The following is a 19,537-nucleotide window of genomic DNA, read 5'->3' on the forward strand; positions in this document are numbered from 1 at the left end:
GTGAAACGGACGCTTCTAATGTGCTGTCTCAGAACTAGAGCGACCTCCGCCGATGGAATTACTGGAACCAACCGGAGCGATTCGACTGGCTCTAGCTGTTGCCAGTGATGTAGAGTCCTGGTCTATTATGAGCGTGCAAATCGAATGTTCAGGGCTCATTGCTTCGGTTTGTCGATCGCCCAAATCTAGCGCGAACGGGATTGGGTATTCTTGGAGATTCAGCACTACGACTGCGAGACTTCCATCAGTGTTCAAGAATGCTGTCGAGAGGAGTTCTTCGCCCGTATTGCCGCATAGAATACGTTTGGCGCCGGGGCGGATGAAACGTGCGAAATGCCCGAGATAGTAGTAGGAATTATTGTAGATCAAACGGTCGTGTTCGACGTCGGCCAGTATGGGGGCACTGCAAAAGTTCTCCACATGGTTCGGACCACCGTTGATATCAAGGAGTAAATTCCAGTCGATCCAGCCGACTGCCCCATGATTGAGATCATTCACGATCGAACGGCCATATTTTTCGCCACCCGACCAATCGCCAATGTGCGGCCCATGTTCGAGACAACCTTCGGTAAAGAGGAGTTTTTTGTCAGGGTAAAAGTCATTGACCATCTGCACATGGTTGAAGTCATCGGTCACATACCAATGAAATCCCGCTCCCCAAACGTACTTGGCTGCCTCCGGATCATCGAAAACGGTCTTGGATCGGTCGAAGAGGCGATCGCGGTTGTGATCCCACACAATCAGGCGGACGTCAGCTAAATCGTGATTGTGCAAGGCGGGGCCAAGGTGGTCGCGAACAAAATCGCGTTCTTCTTCGGCTGTGTAGAGGCAAGACTCCCAACGCTGAGTCGCTTCCGGCTCGTTCTGAACGGTGAGACCCCAAATGTCGATGTTTTCCTTGGCGTACTCCTCAATGTACTTGCAGTAGTAGCGTGCCCAGGCCTCTCGATATTCTGGTTTGAGCTTACCACCGCCGGTCATCTTGCCATTAGTTTTCATCCAGGCGGGGGGGCTCCAGGGCGAAGCAAGTACTTTGATGGTATCATCCGCTGCTTCTTGCTGTGCGGCATGAATGAGAGGTATTAAATGCTCTCGATCATGGTCAATACTGAAATGATTCAACTCGGTGTCGCCCTCCACTTCGTCGTAAGCGTAGCTCCCCAGAGAAAAATCACAACTGTTGATGTGAGTTCGACATAGGCGGAAGCCATGTCCCAAATCTGCATCGAAATAAGCTTGAAGGACTTCACGCTGGCAAGCCGGACTAAGAGAGTCAAATACGATGCCAGCAGCCTCGGTAAATGCACCACCAAAACCCTCGATGGTTTGAAACCGCTTTTCTACATCAACGACGATGGTCGTTGCGTCCTCCGAAGTTTCCGGGATGAAGTTCAAACTGTCTTGTTGGCTGAGACGACTACCATCATATCGAGCAGTCGCATACATCTTGATCGGTCCTGAAATGTCAACCGGCTCATCCGTGGAGGGTTGTTCCAGGTGAGCACCCGTGAGACGCACTGCCCGCACGTTGCCAAAAACACCGTTGGGCAAGTTAGTTGGCTGAAGTCGCACCGTATGTTCGCCTGCGTCGACTTCGAGAGTTCCCAGCGAAAATGTTTGATACTCCTCCCAACCACTGGTATCTGACAAGATACCCTCTAGAGATTTGTCACCGATTTCAAGCTTGAAGGAACTTCCCGCACAGGACTCGTCAACCGCTCCGTCTATTTCGACTTCCACACTGCAGGCCTCGCTCACGTAGATTTTCCAGCAGGCAACGCTATCGACGTTGTGCCAGTGACGCAAGTAGCCCCGGCTTGATCTAATTGGTGGCCCCATTATCTCTGCGGTGTAGCCATTGAGTAATCGGGTCGTGAGCGCGGCCTCGTCATTAGACACAGGGGAAACCGAATCACTGGCAGCCGATATCCCAACACTCAAGAAAGACAAGGCTGCGATGAAAAACACCGAGATCGCCACGTGCTGGGTGGCTGATTGGTTTTTGGCCGGAAGTGGCAAGACAACGTAGTAGCTTTTATTCATCGTCTGTCGTGGACACATTCTGGGCGCTCCGCGGGGATTGATAGACTCGCACGTCATCGAGCATGACGGGTGATCCCCATGAGCTCTCAAAACCAATGAATCCTTCACGAAGGCTTGAACTAGCTAAGGACGCTATCGTCTCGGAAGTATCTGTTCGACTCGGGTCATAAACTGTCATGATGATCGAATCGCCGTCGTCGATGACTCGAAATAAGTAGGAACGCGTCTGAGGATCCACTGGAAATCCTTGGGTGGCTAGGAGCCTGATGGTATTAACATCAGGCTTTTCATGGATTTCCAGACCATGTTCTGTATCCCACGCAGCGGGCCAGAAATTTGCGCGAACACCACGCCGCAAGACAGAGTTCTCCCAACCCGGGCCACGGCCAAGTTGGTTGTCGGCGCGGGTCATAACAGCAAAAGAAGCCCCATAGCCGGCGAGGAAATTCTCAGAGAAGGTAATCTTGCCAAGGATCGTTAGCGTGCCCGCTGTCGGATCGAGTGGTTTGCGTGTCAGCAGATAGGGCCGTGGCTTCCATGTGTCAATGTGGGATGCTGCGTTCGGCAACCCAATCTGAAGGCCACCCGAGCTGACAACAACATCGCCCAGCGAACTCCAGGAGTTCATGTCAAGGTCACGCGAAGCAAAATCATCTCGCAACACCAAAGTGGCATCCGCAGGAGCCAACTCAGCGAGCAACTGCAGTTCCAATCTGCGTTGCTCACCACCATCGAGAATCAGCGATGAGAAGTCGGCGTAGCTGGTAAGTGGAGAGGTCGAACGGTCCTGAGAGATCTCCACATGTTCGATCAATGTCGTACCAGTACTTGAACCTTCGAGAGCGATATAATTAGCCATTCCTCTAAACAAGGACCGGCAAGTTACCGTGCGGGCGGTGGATGAATCATCGCGAAGTGAGACCGTGAACGACACATTGACCCCATCATCACGCATGACAACTCGATAGGGAGTGTCAGGCATTGGCTTCAAGAAACTGCTCCACGAAACCCCGCTCAATTCGCGATCACTCTCCAGCTTGACGCCAGTTTGCAGCAAGTCATCTCCTGAATCGGCAACAAACCCAAAGCTACTACGAACACACGATGCGAGTGTATTTGCCCACGGCTCTGGTGCCGACCCTCGCTGGTCTTCACTGCGAGTCAAGATCGCAAAAGAAGGTTTGTCCCCGGGATCAAGATCGCTGAAACGAAAATCGCAAGTAATGGTGATCGATCCTTGAGCAGGATCCAACTGATTCGCAGCAATCAAATAAGGTCGTGAGTTGCCTGCAGCACTGCCTAGCATTTGCAGGCCGGAATCGGAAGGAACGACATCGCCCAGCGATTTCCACCGCTCGGGATCGAGCCTAGACTTGCGGAATCGGTCAACCAACGCCTCTTGACCAGGTGACTGTGTACCTTGCCTAGAGCGATCCAAAACCGAGGAGGCGAATCGCCTAAGATCCGAATCAAGTGGTACAAGCTTGTCCTGATCCCACTGCAATCCACGCCCCTTGGTGAGTTCGTACTTCTCCTGCTTGCTGCCGCTCCCCTGCGGGAAGGCTTCGACCTTGCCCTGGAAGACACTCACCTCGGATACGCCAAAGTCATCCACAACGACGCCAAACTCTGTGCCAAGATCGACGACTTTTCCGTTGGGAGTGTTGACGGTAAATCCATGGCCACCTTCCGTGATCGCCGCGACTAACCCTCCCCGACAAAGCTTGCCTCCGGTTGCATCCACATGAAAATCGGCTGGGCCGATCAATAGCAGTTTCGATCCGCTACTATAGGTCAGTTCGATATCCCCTTCCGTCAGGCAGAGTCGGCTCCCACTAGAAACTGCCGAACCCTGCTCGATAGTCATGTCTCCCTGCCAGTGGATCGCAGGTGAGACGTAGCTCAAACGGGCCACCGGAGTCGTCTGCTCAGCAAGCCCCTCTTTTCTAAGTGACGGAGAATCGTGCTTGTTCTTCGCAACGGAGTCTATCTGGTGTGAACTGCGGACGGTCCAGACCACAGCCGTAATGGCAACCAGCAAGGAAGCCACGATTGCTAACCAAAGAAACGATGCCGACTTTCGGGATTCAAACCTATCCGCCGCAACTCCAGAACCTTGTTTCCTCGCAAGGAAAACAGGGAATTCTGGTTGGTCCGTCTGCGCGGACACTGCAACGTGGCGGCTGAGTGCTTCCGCTTCGATACGTTCTTGCTTGCCAGCGCTCGTCAATAACATGCTGTGGAGCGACACGTAGCGCAGATAGAAGCTCCGCGCCGACCGCCGAGAATCGAGCAAGTCGTTGAAGCGCTTGAGCTCTTTTTCAGAGATCACTTGATCGTACAAGCGCGTACAGAGGTCATGCAGTTCGCGCACCGTCGATTGGTCAATCTCGATTGAGTTCGTGTTGTCAGGGGAGTCTAGCACGAAATTTTCTGTTACTGTTGCATTGTTAAATCTCGGATCTCTACAACCGTGCGCATACTACCACTCTTGTGGGATTGTTCGTTCAATACAAGCGAGCAACGCGCGTCGAATTCTACCTAATGACTTCGACAGCGAGTTCGCAGAACGTCCTATCTCCTTAGCAAGCATATTTACGCTGCTATTGGGTTCGTAGCGCCGACGAATCAACGTTTGATCGAAGTACGAAAGTCTATCCATACACTTTTCCAGCACTTCCAAAGGTATTGTCGTACTCTCCGCCGAATCCATCGCATCCACCGCTAGTTTTTCCATCACGCTGGTGTCAAACAGCTTGGCGGCCCGGCTTGAGCGTTCATAGTGTTTTAGTGCCTGCAAGCGGGCGATTTTACATGCCCAAGCCAGGAAATTTGTGCCGGTCTCAAACGAACCAAACTTTTTCCACAGCACGAGGCTTGTCTCTTGCAGTACGTCGGCTGCGTCGTTCGACGTAGGCAAGAGGGCCATCAGGTAATATTGGAGTCGGGGGTAGTACTGGGAGTACAAATCGACGAACTCCGCCATTCGCTCTGAGCTCATGGATTCAGGTAATTCTGGCGAAGTGTCAGAGTTTTCCATTTTCCTCCTCACATCCGCATAGCAAGCCCTGTTCGATTTCAACACGACGACCGAGCAAGCAGCTTGCGGTCTTCTGCCTTATATATCTAATACGCGAAGCGGCTCAGAAGTGAGTCGAAAAATTGCTCAATCTGTTTTCGTGGATGAAAATTTATGGCCGAACTGTACCTTTTGGCGTGCCGACACTTCCACCCGGCAGGGGACTTCGGGCCTTCAGCGTCGCTGCCACTTCAATCTAACCCTAGTCATTGCAACAGTTTAGGCATATCCTAGGTTTTCTAATATATTTCGGTTCAGATTTTGCCGCGCCAACGTATTTGTAATTGAAAAAGGCGTCCGTCTTATCAAATTCGTAGGTTCTTGATTGCCAGGTTTTCTGCTCAATTGTGCCTGCTGCCAATGATTAGATTCCGAATTATGGGGCAGTGGAATCTTGGTTAGGAAATCCTCTAGCGGTGAGGTGGAGTTCGAGAGGATGGTGGCCTGGTGTTGGAGGAGTTGACTTATCAGGCGGAGTTGCGCCGCGATAAATTATGATAGCTACTTTTGAGTTTTTTACTTGTTACTTGTAAATGTGGGGACGACTAATGAGTTCGGTAATCTTTGTCTGCAAACAATTGAAGAAGATGGTGGTAGTCTTGTCGGCTGTCAGTCTCATGGGTGGCGTTGCGAATGCCAACCTCCTTTCGAATGGAGATTTTAATTCACCCAACAGCACTGCTCCTCCAGACTCTTGGAATCTCTGGACGTTCGGTGGCGGATGGGCCAATCATGAATTCCCAATGCTGGTGGATAATGGCCAGGATAATACGGGGAACTACGATGGCTCCTATCAGATGTCTCTCGGCGGCTTCGAGAACGCTGGCGGGGGAGTCTATCAGATCGTAGCGGCCACGGCGGGAACCGAGTATCAGCTTTCAGTGGATGCCGGGGCGCAAGCGTGGTGGCTTCCTACTGGAGAAGTCCGATTGTTTTTCTTGGATGCTGCTGACGCTGAACTGGCGTCAACCGTGATCAAGACTACCGACAGCATCCATGATCCAGACATTTATGACGTAGGCGTTGTCTATCAGCCCTGGAGCCTTTCGGCCACTGCACCTGCCGGAACAACGCAGGCGAAGGTCGAGTTTGCGAATCCGAATGGAACCGGTTCGGCTTGGTTTGATAACGCCTCGCTAACGGTCGTTCCCGAGCCAGCTTCGTTAGCGCTTGCCGGTTTGGCTAGTGTTGCCCTGCTGTGTGGGTCGCGTCGCAGGGATCGGTAAGGGATAGCTAGAGACCTTTCGCGGGAATATCCGCGAAAGGCAAAAGAAATGCTGGTTGGCGGCTCGCCCAATGGGCCGCCAACCGTTTTTGTAGAGTCACCGAAGAGTTTCGGATTCTAAGGCGTTTGTTTGTCAGGCTTGTGTTATGAGAGACCGATTGTGAACCGGGACGATCAACAACAAAGTTGAACTATTACTGAGGATCAAATAATGAAATGTATTATTAGCTGTTTAGCGGTTTGCTTCGTTTTCGTCGTCTCTGACACGGCCCAGGCGGTTACGAATTTACTTACCAATCCCGGGTTCTTCGATCTGGTGCCGGGGGGGGGAGGCGCACCGGGCACGGACTACGGTGACGGTTGGAGTCAATTCGGAGCAACTAGCTTTAACCAGTTCTTTGGTCCGGGGAATCCCCACGCCAGCATCTTCGCCGATGATGCGTTCAATACCGGTAGTTTTTGGCAGGAAGGTATCGCTGCCACGCCAGGAAAAGCGTATCAATTCGATCTGATCAACACTCGCATCGAAGCGAATTGGGATGCTGACCTGACATTTGGGGTTGAATTCTATGCCGCAGACGGAATCTCCTTTCTGGGAGCGACGAAGGTCCCTGTTGATACCGCAGCTCGACTGGCACTGCCGAACGTCGATACAGGAGGAGGTGTTAACGGGGCAGTGTTTAGCATGCAGGCCGTAGCACCTGCGAGCGCTGCTTTTGCCCGCCCCATAGCTGAATTCAGCAACGTTAATAGCGCCTATGTTGGTGGCACAACTCAACAAGCCAATTCCTTCGTATTCAACTCGTTTTTTTCAGAAGTGCCGGCTGCCGGTGGTGAGTTGCTGAAAAACCCAGGGTTTGAGGATGAAGACGATGATGTCGTAGAAAATTTTGGCGACTACTGGGGGAGCTTCGGTGCTGCTGGATTTGATAACTTTTTCGCCGGAGTGGGACCCGCAAATGGCCATGCCAGCCTGTATGCAGATTTGCCGGGCAATGAAGGTAGCATCTACCAGCAGTCAATTCTGGGTACTGCGGGCAATACCTACCAATTCAGTTTGAACGACGTACGCATTGAGAGCAATTTCGATGCCACTCTCAAATTCGGTTTGGAGTTCTATGGCGATGATGATTTCACGAAGATAAGTGAAACCATTGAAACCATTGATACCAATACGGGTATGGTCGATAGCAACGTATTCGTGATGAGTGGGACCGCTCCTGCTGGAACCGTTTATGTGCGACCTGTAGTCTCCTATGACAATGTGCTCTCAACTGCAACGACCGATGAAGGCGTCTTCATCTTTGATGCATCGCTGGTTGAGGTGACAGCATCAACTGAGGACGCAGATTTCGATGGCGATGGCGACGTCGATGGAAAAGATTTCTTGACGTGGCAACGTGGTTTTGGCATCGGGAATTTACCGTCCCAAGGCGACGCCAACAATAGTGGAACCGTTGATGGAGTGGATTTATCCATCTGGCAAACTCAATACGGAGGAGGGGGGCCTCCAGTGGTGGGTGCAGTTACTGTGCCTGAACCAACCACGCTGTCAATCGGCTTGATGGCAGGAATAATCACGATGGTGTTGAGGCGACGCGGTTAGATCATGGTTAACCATTGGAGAAAGTGAACGAGGGAACAGAAGATGCAATCTGATCGTAAACACGGTTTTACGCTTGTCGAGCTCTTGGTGGTGATTGCGATTATCGGCGTGTTGGTCGCCTTGTTATTGCCTGCCGTGCAGGCGGCGCGCGAAGCAGCACGACGGACCCAGTGTCAGAACAATCTCAAGCAAATTGGCCTGGGTTTCCTGAACTATGAGCAAACCCATAAAGAGCTACCCGCAGGTGGTTGGCATTATCAATGGCTGGGCGATCCCGATCTCGGTTATGGCAAAAATCAACCAGGTGGTTGGATCTTCAGCCTACTGGAGTACGTTGAAGCCGGAAATGTTCGCCAGATGGCAGCGGGAATGTCTGGCAGCAACAAGCAAAGTAGATTGACGGAAATGGCGGCCGTGCCTCTGGGCACTTTCGTTTGTCCGTCGCGCCGCTCTGCTTCGGCGTTGCCAGCTACGCAAGATCCGTGGACTGATCCATTTAATGCCGATCAGTTGCAAAATGCTGCGCGTTCCGACTATGGAGCCTGCGTTAGCGGCGGATACACCGCCGAACTGGGAATCCGACCCAGAGAATTCCAAGGCTTCCCACAGACTATCGAGGAAGCCAAAGATGAAGACCGCTGGACTGCGGGTCCATTCTTCAACGGCAAGTGGGAACCAAACGGGGTGGTGATTCCGCGTTATCCAGTCGAATTGCGGCAAGTATCAGATGGTACAAGCCGAACGTATTTCGGAGGTGAACGGTATTTGGACCCCGATCACTATCAAAGTGGATTGGTTGAAAACGACGACCAATGCATGTATGTCGGCTATGATTCTGATATCATGGTCTCTGCTTTCAAAGAACCCTTACAAGACACACCCGGCTTTCCTGATGCCCGAAATTTTCGTTTCGGAAGTTCCCATCCCGGGGTATTTCAAGCAGTCTATTGCGACGGTTCTATTCATGCTCTTCCTTTCGACGTCGACCCTCGTGTCCATCAGGCAATGGGTAGCCGCGCAAGTGGAGAAACTGAAGCTGTCAATTGAAGTGGAGTGATGATGACGAGCGGAATACAGAGACGAGAGAAGAAACTGGATCGAGCAAACAGTCGTTGCATGCTGGAATCCTCCATGATGCGTTATCGCAGATGTTTGCTTCTAACGGCGATTGTCTCCTTCTCTTTGCCACTAGGGTGCCAATGGGGCCCTGCTCGAGTCAAGATGCCTGATTTCGATCCCGAAAGTGTGGCCGCGAAAGCAATGTCAGATTTGGATTCCAACGGGGATGGCTTTCTTTCAGAAGACGAGCTGAAAGGCTCACCCGGTTTATTGGCATCGCTAGATGATTTTGATCAAAATGGCGATCACCAGCTCTCTTCAGAGGAAATTGTAGATCGCCTCACTAAATGGCGTCGTGAGAAGGCAGGGTTACTTCCGTTCCGTTGCGAAGTTCGCTGGAAGGGAAAACCGCTCAAAGATGCCAACATCCAACTAGTGGCCGAACCGTACTTCGATGGTACGATTCCCAACGCATCGGGAGTGAGCGATTTCGCTGGGAGCGCAGAGTTGAGTTGCAGCCCAGACGATCTTCCGGAAACACTCAAGTCAATTCGTGCCATTAATCCTGGGATTTACCGGATTGAAGTGACACATCCGAGAATCGATCTACCGGCCAAGTACAATTCAAACACGATCTTAGGTCAAAGTGTGTCACTCCGGAATTCGAATACCTTAGTCTTAGATCTCTAGCTCTATCCACGATTGCCCGAAGGAGCTCAATACTTTTTTGTCATCGAAACAGAACGAATCATAAGTATTTAAACGCGTTATCAAGACTGAGACTGGCATGTACCTTAGCAACGAGAGCATCATTTTTGCACTTCGCCAGGCAGGACCATTGACCATGGTGTTTGCAGCGTATTTTTGGGCTGCAATCAGTCCGTCTTCTGCCGCAGTTGACGTCTGGCTCACCAAGGGAGACAAGAGCCAATTGCTCGCCCAGCAACCTGCTCTCAGTTTCCAACCAGGTTCCGGCTCGGGGGGATTCATCGTCAATGTGAATCCGAACACCACTTACCAGACTATTGACGGTTTTGGTGCCGCACTAACCGATTCGTCGGCCTGGCTCATCCAGAATAAGATGAATGCGACACAACGCAACAATTTCATGAACCAAATCTTCTCGCCTACCAACGGTATCGGCATGAGTTATCTTCGCATTCCCATGGGGGCCTCGGACTTCACCGCCTCGGGTCATTACACCTACAACGATCTCCCTATCAACCAGACGGACATTCCTCAAGACAATTTTTCGATCGCCCACGACCAGCAGTACATCATCCCGCAACTCCAGCAGGCTAAGGCTCTCAATCCCGACCTGAGCATTATGGCCTCCCCTTGGTCAGCTCCGGCGTGGATGAAATCAAACAAATCCTTGATTGGAGGCACTTTAAATCCTCAGTACTACAGTTCTTACGCGACGTACTTTGAAAAATTTATCGATGCCTATGCTGCCGAGGGATTGACGATCGACTCCGTTTCAATGCAGAACGAACCCCACCATATTCCGAATAATTATCCTGGAACCTACATGTCTTGGGCCCAGCAGGCGGATCTGATTAAAAACCATGTTGGCCCAAAGTTTGCCGCCGAGGGGATTAATACAAAGATATTCCTCTGGGACCACAACTGGGATGAACCCGATTATGCGATCAATGCGCTCAATGACCCTCAGTTGAAGCAATATGTCGCAGGCTCGGCATTCCACTCCTACGCCGGCGATGTTAGTGCACAAACGACCGTTCACAATGCCCACCCTGATAAAGAAATCCACTTTACCGAGGCAAGCGGCGGCGGTTGGGCGACTAACTTTTCTGACAATTTAATGTGGCACATGGACAACCTCATCGTTGGTAATACGCGTAACTGGGGCCAGTCGTCGATCTACTGGAATCTGGCCCTCGATGAGAATAGCGGTCCTTATCAAGGGGGCTGCTCCAACTGTCGAGGAGTAGTGACCATCAACAATGGAAATGGCAATGTGACTTTAAATGAAGAGTATTACGCGATTGCCCATGCTAGCAAGTTTGTGAAGCCGGGGGCGGTTCGAATCGGATCGCCGACCTACAACAATGCCGTCGAAACGGTCGCCTTTAAGAACCCCGATGGATCGAGAGCCTTGATTGCATTCAATTCAGGAGGAGGGACGCAGTCGTTTCGCATTGTGGATAACAACCAATATGTCTCCTACAGTCTTCCTGGAAAGTCCGTGGCCACCTTCATCTGGCCTTCAGATGGTGGAGGCCCCGTCGATCCACCCGATCCAGGAGTCGAACTGCTCGTAAACCCTGGGTTTGAGCAGGGAGGTTTCGGCTGGACTTCTACAGGCGACACTGGGTTCCATGCTTTTTTCCCCGGCCAAGGGGGCCATGCGAGCTTCTTTGCAGATCAGAATGGTCACAACGGTAGCATTTTTCAGACGGGGATCGCTGCCCAGCCTGGAGAACAGTTTAAATTCGAACTCTCCGATACGCGTATTGAGGCCAATGCAAATGCCAATGTGCAGTTCGGCCTCCAGTTCTACGGCGCCGGCGAGTCGAGTATAGTTGGCCAAGAGTTCGTTCAATTGATCCTGCCTGGCTACGAAATTAACGACGGGGTCTACAGCATCATGGGAACCTCACCGGCAGGGACGCAGTACGTGCGCCCTGTGATCTGGTTCGACAACGCTATCTCGACCACTGGTCTTCAAGAAAACTTCTTTGTCTTTGATGCCAGCCTCAAACGGGTCGCTAGTTTAGCCGGCGATTTTGACGAAGATGGTGATGTCGACGGGAACGATTTTCTGGTCTGGCAACGCACTCCCAGCGTCGGGAACTTGGCAGACTGGCAGATGCACTATGGAGAATCTTTGCCAATCTCGGCAACGGCGAGCGCCGTGCCTGAGCCGACCTCACTGGGGTTATGCCTCCTAATGGCATTAGGGCTCAGCGGCACTATTGTCGGGCGACTTAGGCACCCTGCTTCCTAACTCAATGTCGGATAACATTTTAGGCCCCCCGGGTTCCACCAGGCCCACTATGAGACCAATTTTCAGGGATTTTTTTTGAATTTTCCCAGATTTTTCCGCTCAGAAACCATCTGTTCGGCGGATAAGATGTTGCCAGGGGTAGGCTCTGAACGAGTCCGATCCAAGTATGTCACTCTTACAACCCAGGGCTCCACTCTTTTTCACCTTTTGTATGTTCATGCCATGAAAAAAACACTCCTCTTGATGGCCTTAGCTATGGCTGCCACATTTTTCTCTGCTGACAGATCATTGGCCTCGCTCGCCGTTACATACGAGGCGACGGCCGCGCCTGACGCAGATCCTGACGGGTTTGATAGAACTACTTCAGTAAATGTTTGGGAATTCGCTGAGACTCAAGGCGATGCCGGAAACTTTTTTGCCGGGAATCACGACGGAAATAACGGTGTTTGGGTGATCTTCGATAACGGCGGTTTTGGTGGAAGCACGGCAACGCATACCTTTGCTGGTGGAGCCCTACTTCCGACCCAGGCTCTGTCGCTCGATTATGCCCACAATACAAATATCGATCCCGGAACTCGCGTCGGTATACGCCTCTTAGATTCTTCGAATGCAGTGCAAACAGAATTTTCCTTTGTCGGCGGCGGTGCCTTTGATTACAGCAACGACGGGGGAAGCTATACTGGAACCTATTCGTCAACTGGCAAGACTTATGATCCCAATGATTTTTTCACCGTGACTTATAGCATCGGTTCCGGAGGTGCCTACACGGCTACCGCTTCAGCGGGCGATGGCACCGATTGGGGAGGCAGCAGTAACATTGGTAGCTGGAGCGGCAGCGTAACTAATCCGGCCAATCCGATTGCCAAGATTCAAGTCTTTACCGACGGCGGTGGCAGCAGCGACCAGTATTTCGACAATCTAACCATCTCCGCCGTCCCCGAACCCTCCGCGTTCCTATTTGGCGGTTTGGTGTGCGGTGTGCTCGGACTCGGACTTGCCAAGAAAAAGCTGAGCAAGCGTTTGGTGTCGTAGAGGCTCAGGTTTGAGGCCTTTGAGACGCCCGGTAGATTCCTCTCCTATTCTGAGCCCGAGGGAACTGAATGATGCCACGCTCAATCCAATTCGCCTCGCAGCTTCGACTTCTGTGCCTGAACCGTCTTCGCTGGGGCTGAGCCTGATGCTGTTTGTGCTGGGCGTATTTCGTCCCAAGTTGGTTTTTTAGAAGCTGGAAATTTCGACAAGGGGGTGTTTCTATAACTCCTTGTCTTACATAGGGTTGCGCACCGATCCCTTCCGATTCTCGAACTGGAAACTGGTTTTTTCCAAGTTTCCTATACCAGATTTCTTGGTTGCGCGCCTTACTTACAATAGTGAAGGATACTTTTCAGCTTTTTTGCTTGAGTTCACTTGTGAAGGGGCACTTGTGGAGGATCATTCGTTGGAGAAAGACAATCAACGAGACGAATTTGCGAGGCTGTTCGCCAAGCACGACCGGTGGTTGTACGCCTACCTAGTGACCCTGTTGGGAAACTCGGCCCATGCTGAGGACGTTTTCCAGGAAGTTTGCGTCGTACTGTGGCGGGAGTATGAACAGTTTGAGCTTGGCTCCGACTTCGTAAAATGGGTCGCGGTAGTCGCTCACAATCAAGTGCGCAAGTTTCGTCGACAGAAGAAACACGCTGGGTTCCAAGTGAATGAAGTTGCGTTTGATTTACTGGCAGCCGAGGGTGTGCGACGAGCAGACTTGTTCGATTGTCGGCGGGATGCGTTGCGGGGATGTTTATCGAAATTATCTGCAGCAGACCGATCTTTGGTCCAACAGTGTTATGAAGAACGCAAAGTGAATTTTAAGGCGACAGCTCAACGCTTGGGGAGAAGCGAGAATACCGTTTACAAGGCTCTCAATCGAATTCGTCGGGTGCTGCAAGAGTGCATCAACCGAACGCTTGTATCAGAAGGCCTGGGATGATCGCAGATTCTGACAGAAAGAAACTCATGCGAGTACTGGGCGACCTGTGCAACGGCCAGATTACTGCGCTCGATGAGCAGTGGCTCCAGGAACAACTCGCCGACAGTGCCGCTGCACGGTCGTTGTATCTGGACTATCTTGAAATGGAGGCATCCTTAGATGCCGAAGGCGGGAGCCTAGCCCGTTATGATTCCCGTCGTGACAGCGCGAGCCATGATGATATGGAGCAACTGGACGATGAGAATGCCGACGATTCTGATTTGTCGGAGTTACCTGATAGTTCGGTAGCTTCTTTCTGGCGAAAGTCGCCTTCGTGGGCAGTGGCGGCGGCGCTAACAGGGATTGCCCTGTTTTCCAGCGCAGCGACATTGGGTCTCCTTTCCTATTTTGGAAATTCTGGCCGCACTGCGGCAGGTAAAACTGCCCCAGTAGTTGCACGGATTACCGGAACACAAAACAGTTTGTGGCGACATGAGAAAACTCACCCTGTCGGATATGGCTCAGAGTTGGTGGCTGGTCAGGAACTTGAGCTCCAGGAGGGATTGGCCGAAATAACTTTTCTCGATGGCGCAACCGTACTGCTAGAGAGCCCCGCCCGGTTCTTGGTGAAGGCACCGCACGAAGTCCGACTTGAAGAAGGTCGCATGGCGGCAGTCGTTCCTGCCCAGTCACATGGATTTCGAGTTCATACGCGGAACCTTGATATTTTCGATACAGGTACCGAGTTTGGCTTGATGGCCCGGCAATCCGGAGCTGCCGAGTTGCATGTTTTTAATGGTGCGGTAAGGGCCGATGTTTTGGACTCCACGGGCAAGGCTCTTCGGCGGTTGGAACTCAATGCTTCAGAAGCAGCTCGCGTGAATCCAGTTTCCACAACCGTGGCGGAATTCCCAGCTGACAAGGCGGCCTTTGTGTGCAGCCTGGAACCAACCACCGGTCCACGCGATGGCTTATTAGCCTACGAGGGGTTTGATTATCCCGCAGGTCCACTCGATGCCCAGAATGGCGGCTATGGTTGGGCGGGACCCTGGTTTGGTATCGCCGCTGATAGCAAGGCCGGGCCAGACTCCAATGGTGTTGCCGTTGGAAGCCTGACAGCCAAGGGAATCGTCCCGCTGGGCAATAGGGCGGTGCAGACGGCACAGCAGAACCGCATCCGCCGCACGTTAGCAACTTCCATTGGCAGTGTGTTCGATGCAGCCGGATTGGTCGAAGATCAGGACAGCGTCCGCCTCATCGGGCGTGATGGGACCCATGTTTATATCAGCTTCCTGCAGCGTGTCTCTGAACTTTCCGCAAGCAACGATGAGTTTTACGGTCTTGAGCTGCATCGTGCCGATGGCAACGTCAACCGCGTACTCTCGATTGGCAATGGTGCCGAGGATACTCTCTACGGAGCTACCTCGAACTACAACGTATATGGGGCGGGCAATTTCCCAGCATTGGGCGTCGAAGACACCGAGGCGAACTTTTACGTAGTTAAGATCACTTTTGGCGTCGAGAACCACGACATCGTGGAGGTGTATCGCAACCCCGAGTCGCTTCGGGACGAACAAGCCTCGATTGTCGATGCGGAGCTGCATGGCAACTTTGCCTTTGATCGCATCGGAATCGCCAGCTTCCACGGCAGTAAGATTCACGAGATCGACGAAATTCACGTCGGAACCCACTACTTGGCTGTCACAGGACGGTGGGGTGGCAAGCGTGGGCTGCAACGCCAGGGCATGGTGCAGTTACAGCAAGAACATCGGCAGCCTGGAGTGCAAACGCGGTGGACGGGGCAGAATTGTGGTCGCATGGGTTTGGCGACCCTTTTTTCTAGCTACCTATCAGTTAACTTAATGCAAGACATTCGCTAACTTTTCAAGTAGATTCCCTTTTGAGAGTGACAAAATTCGTTGCCATTGGAAGTGATTGTGAGAACAATGGAAGAGTGTATCTATTTCGGTGAAGTGACGTATTCTCGGCTTGACCAGAAAACTGAGCATGCCGTGCTACCCAGCTTTCTTGTTGTTTGTTTTCTTTTTTTGGGGAGAACCCCCGGAGGTGGAGTAATGAGACGACTTCTATGTTTGGCCATTGTTTGTTCGATGGCCGCACCTGTTTCCGCCGTGACGTTGGATGGCAGCACAGCCGGCGACGGTTACACGCTGGCAGCAACACAAACCCTTCAGACGCAGTTTGGTGATGCCAACCCCAATGGTGGTAGCGAACTTGACGCCGCATGGGCCCAAGTTTCCGGTGGGACCTTGTATCTGACCTTGACCGGCAATTTGGAAAACAACTTCAACAAGTTGAACATTTTCATCGACTCCATTGCAGGTGGCGAGAACGTCATCACGAACAACACGGGAAATGGTGGAAACAATCCGAGCAATGATGGATGGGCGGCCAGTTACGCAGGATTCACGTTTGATCCGGGCTTTGCCGCAGATTTCCTGATGATAAACCGCAATGGAAACTTCAATGGCGATCGCTTTGATTTCGACTTCAACAGTGTAGGCAATACCAGTGTGGTGGAATCGAGTCTTGACATTTTCGCTGGTTCTCAACAAGGTTCCAATGCCAGCGTGGGAGCCTCGGGAATCGGAGTCGCTTTTAATAACACTAATACTGCAGGAGTCACTGGCGGTTCGGCCGCATTAGACGCTGCGGGTATCGCCGCTGCGCAAGCCGTCCAGACTGGTTTGGAATTAGCAATCCCTTTGTCAGCTATTGGCAATCCAGGTCTTGGTGATTGCATCAAGATTAGTGCGATGATCAACAACGGCGACCAGAACTATCTGTCGAACCAGTTCCTCGGAGGACTCATAGGACCTCCCCCGTCAGGCGATCAAGGAAATCTGGGTGGCGATGGTGCTGGTACATTCACTGGGACAGTTGGTCAAATCAATTTGACAAGCACCTACGCCGATGGTTTGCAGCACTTTGAAGTTTGCATCGTCCCCGAACCCGCCTCAATTGCCTTAGTTGGCTTGGCAATGTTCGGTCTCGTCCTCGGACGCGGCCGCAAGAGTTAGGAGTTACGAGCCATGAGTTACGAGCTTCGGGGTTTCAACTCACCACTCGCCACTCACGACTAGCAACTATTTTTTTCCTTGTTTGTTGGTCAAACGCCGCTACGTACGCCAGTGCTCCCCCGCTTGGCGTACGAGCGGCGGTTGACGACCTTTTGCATTTGGACACTATACGAATTCCTCATCAGCCGCATCGTACTAGCGATCATCGCTCTCGGTGACTTGTGAAAACTAGTTGCTAGTGCAATGCGGCTGTTGATTATTCAGGAAATTAGTGAAATATCAAAGGAATCTTGTCATGAACAAAAATCGTTCGCGCAGGCAACTCGGCTTTACCCTTGTGGAGCTCTTGGTGGTAATCGCCATCATTGGAGTCCTGGTGGCTCTCTTGCTCCCCGCCGTCCAAGCGGCCCGGGAAGCAGCGCGACGGATGAGCTGTGCGAATAACCTGAAAAACCTCGGTTTGGCTTGCTTGAATTACGAAAACTCTAATAAGTATCTGCCCTACAGCGTTTCGCAATGGCCGGAAGACAGGACCATGGATTTCGATAAGCGTGAAGCAGTCTGGGTTGGTCCATCGGGTCAAGATGGCATATTAGATCCTGCAAAGGGTGGTCCAGGCTATACGGGAAAAGGATGGACTGTCGAAATACTGCCTCAGCTTGAACAACAAGCGATGTATGCGGGAATAACATCCGGCTTAGAGAATGCGCCGCGTGGCAGGGATAAACACACTGCCCGGGCAAATCGTGGGACGGGAATGGGCATCCAAGAAATCCGTTCTTTCATGGAACAACAGTTGCCGATCTTCACCTGCCCATCAGATCCGAGTGCAGTACCGTCACCAGATCAATGGTATTGGGACAACAATTTGGCCAATCCTGTTGCTACAACTAGTTACAAGGGGGTCGCCGGAGATTTTGTGATTGACCAGGCTTCTTCGAATGCATTTAGCCCGGTTTCTGAATTTACCGGATTTGGATCGATCCCCGATTTGCATCATGTGACAAATGCAAATGGATTAATCTTTCGTGCATCTTACTACGAGAAGGTGCCACTTAGGACGGTTTCAGATGGTCTTAGCGGGACTTTCATGATTGGTGAAGGAGTGGTCGAGCAGGATTATCACAGCATGGCCTATTTTGCGGATGGGACCTGGGGTACTTGTGGTGTTCCTCTTAACTTCTTTCTCATCGGAGTGGATACAACAGAAATCAAGTCAAATCGCTGGAACGATGTGCGAGGTTTCAAGAGTCTGCATCCTGGCGGAGCGCAATTCGCTCTGGGAGACGGCGCAGTTCGGTTTATTAATGAAAGCATTGATGGTGCTACATATCGTGCCTTGGCCACGAGGGCAGGTGGTGAGGTTGCAGGCGAAACGAACTAACCTTCAAAGGAATTATTTGGAATGCATCAATGTATGAGTATGAATAATTTGGTACGCCTCACACCGCTACTCCTTGGATTGATATTTATCGCAAGCTGTGCTGACAACACTCATGTAGGTAATGCAATCGTTCAAGGAACCGTCACAGTGGATGGGACCCTGGCACCTCGTGGGCAAGTAACATTTTACCCTGAAAAACAAGGTCCAGTTGCGACCGGTCCAATTCACTCTGATGGGAGCTTTTCACTTCGCATTGGCCAGGGAAATATGACAAGGCCTGATGAAAGTAAGATCTATTCAGGGAACTATACTGCAGCGGTCATAGTTAGCGAACCAGCCGACAAGAGTACAAGTGTTGCAGAAGGGGGCCCTCCATTGGCCGGCCCTCGGTTATCAGCTACCAAATACACCAAACCTGAGACAAGCGGCTTAGAGTTTTCGGTCAAGCCAGGCAGGAATGTCTTCGCGATCGAGCTAGAAGGATCCAAGAATGATCCTCCTCCTGACGAGCTTTATCGCCCTGAGGAGTCAGATCATTCCATCAACGAACCTGGCATCGAAGAAGATCACGCACGCATGGATGATTACGAAAGCCCAGATTCTGAGGAACTCCAATCGATAACAAAGACAAATCAAAAGGATGATGAGGATACGTCGATGGAGGATATAGAGAAATGAAGTCGCGTGCGTGTAACAAACATATTCCATTGTGTTTGGTTCCACTCTTGATAGGGCTAAGCGGTTGTGGTGGCGTCTACGAATCATCGGTTTCAGGAATTGTGACGCTCGATAGCACACCAATCACTAGAGGCACAGTGACCTTTAAGCCTGCCAACTCTGGACCTTCTGCTTACGGGCAGATTGGTCAGAATGGTGAGTACGAATTGCGAACGGGTCGAGAGATAGGCATCCCTCCAGGACAATATCTTGTGACAGTCGTTGCTAATGAACCTCCACCCTTGAAACAAACTGCCTCTGGTGGACCTCCACCCCCTGGACCACCGATTACGCCGGCTTGGTATCGATCCCCAGATTTGTCTGGTTTGACTTTCAATGTCGAACCTGGCTCAAACGATATCAACTTGGAACTCACGACCCAACCCCCCGCGGGATGGCAGGATCCGGCGAAGCGACGACGCAGATAGTTGTGGAATGCCTACTTAAGTGAACAGAGCTCCTTT

At 51.7% G+C, this 19,537-nt stretch carries 15 protein-coding genes; 12 read left to right on the top strand and 3 right to left on the bottom strand.

All coding sequences use genetic code 11. The features are described from left to right. Nucleotides 1-15: 15 nt before the first annotated feature. Genes Pr1d_RS18310 through Pr1d_RS18320 form a run of 3 tightly spaced genes read right to left on the bottom strand, consistent with a single transcriptional unit; the run spans nt 16 to nt 5,083 of the window. The gene (locus Pr1d_RS18310) at nt 16-2,043 is read right to left on the bottom strand and encodes a glycoside hydrolase family 30 beta sandwich domain-containing protein (protein ID WP_210417768.1); all 2,028 of its coding nucleotides are present in this window, start codon (nt 2,041-2,043) and stop codon (nt 16-18) included. Continuing rightward, on the bottom strand, nt 2,036-4,468 hold the full coding sequence (locus tag Pr1d_RS18315; protein ID WP_148074883.1) for a FecR domain-containing protein: 2,433 nt from the start codon (nt 4,466-4,468) through the stop codon (nt 2,036-2,038). Before Pr1d_RS18315 ends, Pr1d_RS18310 begins: the two co-directional genes overlap by 8 nt. Nucleotides 4,469-4,525: 57 nt before the next feature. Beyond that, nucleotides 4,526-5,083, bottom strand: coding sequence for a sigma-70 family RNA polymerase sigma factor (locus Pr1d_RS18320; RefSeq protein WP_148074884.1), 558 nt, complete (start codon nt 5,081-5,083; stop codon nt 4,526-4,528). Between the two features lie 587 nt (nt 5,084-5,670). Here Pr1d_RS18320 and Pr1d_RS18325 point away from each other — a divergent pair. The 12 genes from Pr1d_RS18325 (at nt 5,671) to Pr1d_RS18380 (ending at nt 19,501) form a co-directional block, all read left to right on the top strand. Then, on the top strand, nt 5,671-6,348 hold the full coding sequence (locus Pr1d_RS18325) for a PEP-CTERM sorting domain-containing protein (protein ID WP_168205338.1): 678 nt from the start codon (nt 5,671-5,673) through the stop codon (nt 6,346-6,348). Nucleotides 6,349-6,558: 210 nt separating this feature from the next. Then, nucleotides 6,559-7,953 (top strand): hypothetical protein, encoded by a 1,395-nt coding sequence (locus Pr1d_RS18330; RefSeq protein ID WP_148074886.1) that lies wholly within the window; start codon nt 6,559-6,561, stop codon nt 7,951-7,953. 42 nt (nt 7,954-7,995) lie between these two features. Further along, nucleotides 7,996-9,000 (top strand): DUF1559 family PulG-like putative transporter, encoded by a 1,005-nt coding sequence (locus Pr1d_RS18335; RefSeq protein WP_148074887.1) that lies wholly within the window; start codon nt 7,996-7,998, stop codon nt 8,998-9,000. Between the two features lie 69 nt (nt 9,001-9,069). Beyond that, nucleotides 9,070-9,702 carry an EF-hand domain-containing protein gene (locus tag Pr1d_RS18340; protein WP_148074888.1) on the top strand — a complete coding sequence of 211 codons (633 nt, stop codon included), beginning with the start codon at nt 9,070-9,072 and terminating at the stop codon, nt 9,700-9,702. Between the two features lie 97 nt (nt 9,703-9,799). Beyond that, nucleotides 9,800-11,983, top strand: a complete 2,184-nt coding sequence (locus Pr1d_RS18345) for a glycoside hydrolase family 30 protein (protein WP_148074889.1) — start codon at nt 9,800-9,802, stop codon at nt 11,981-11,983. A 222-nt stretch (nt 11,984-12,205) separates the two neighbouring features. Further along, entirely contained in the window at nt 12,206-13,015 is an 810-nt protein-coding gene (locus Pr1d_RS18350) for a hypothetical protein (protein ID WP_148074890.1), read from the top strand. A 361-nt stretch (nt 13,016-13,376) separates the two neighbouring features. Continuing rightward, entirely contained in the window at nt 13,377-13,952 is a 576-nt protein-coding gene (locus Pr1d_RS18355) for a sigma-70 family RNA polymerase sigma factor (protein ID WP_168205340.1), read from the top strand. Beyond that, nucleotides 13,949-15,811 carry a FecR domain-containing protein gene (locus Pr1d_RS18360; RefSeq protein ID WP_148074892.1) on the top strand — a complete coding sequence of 621 codons (1,863 nt, stop codon included), beginning with the start codon at nt 13,949-13,951 and terminating at the stop codon, nt 15,809-15,811. Before Pr1d_RS18355 ends, Pr1d_RS18360 begins: the two co-directional genes overlap by 4 nt. Before the next feature lie 195 nt (nt 15,812-16,006). Then, nucleotides 16,007-16,972, top strand: coding sequence for a PEP-CTERM sorting domain-containing protein (locus Pr1d_RS18365; RefSeq protein WP_168205341.1), 966 nt, complete (start codon nt 16,007-16,009; stop codon nt 16,970-16,972). A 295-nt stretch (nt 16,973-17,267) separates the two neighbouring features. Beyond that, nucleotides 17,268-18,356 carry a DUF1559 domain-containing protein gene (locus tag Pr1d_RS18370; RefSeq protein ID WP_148076446.1) on the top strand — a complete coding sequence of 363 codons (1,089 nt, stop codon included), beginning with the start codon at nt 17,268-17,270 and terminating at the stop codon, nt 18,354-18,356. 21 nt (nt 18,357-18,377) lie between these two features. After that, nucleotides 18,378-19,034: a hypothetical protein gene (locus Pr1d_RS18375; RefSeq protein ID WP_148074894.1), complete on the top strand. Its 657-nt coding sequence runs from the start codon at nt 18,378-18,380 to the stop codon at nt 19,032-19,034. Beyond that, nucleotides 19,031-19,501 carry a carboxypeptidase-like regulatory domain-containing protein gene (locus Pr1d_RS18380; RefSeq protein ID WP_148074895.1) on the top strand — a complete coding sequence of 157 codons (471 nt, stop codon included), beginning with the start codon at nt 19,031-19,033 and terminating at the stop codon, nt 19,499-19,501. Before Pr1d_RS18375 ends, Pr1d_RS18380 begins: the two co-directional genes overlap by 4 nt. The last annotated feature ends 36 nt before the right edge of the window (nt 19,502-19,537 follow it).

It is taken from the genome of Bythopirellula goksoeyrii (genome assembly GCF_008065115.1).
In the GTDB taxonomy this organism is placed as follows: domain Bacteria; phylum Planctomycetota; class Planctomycetia; order Pirellulales; family Lacipirellulaceae; genus Bythopirellula; species Bythopirellula goksoeyrii.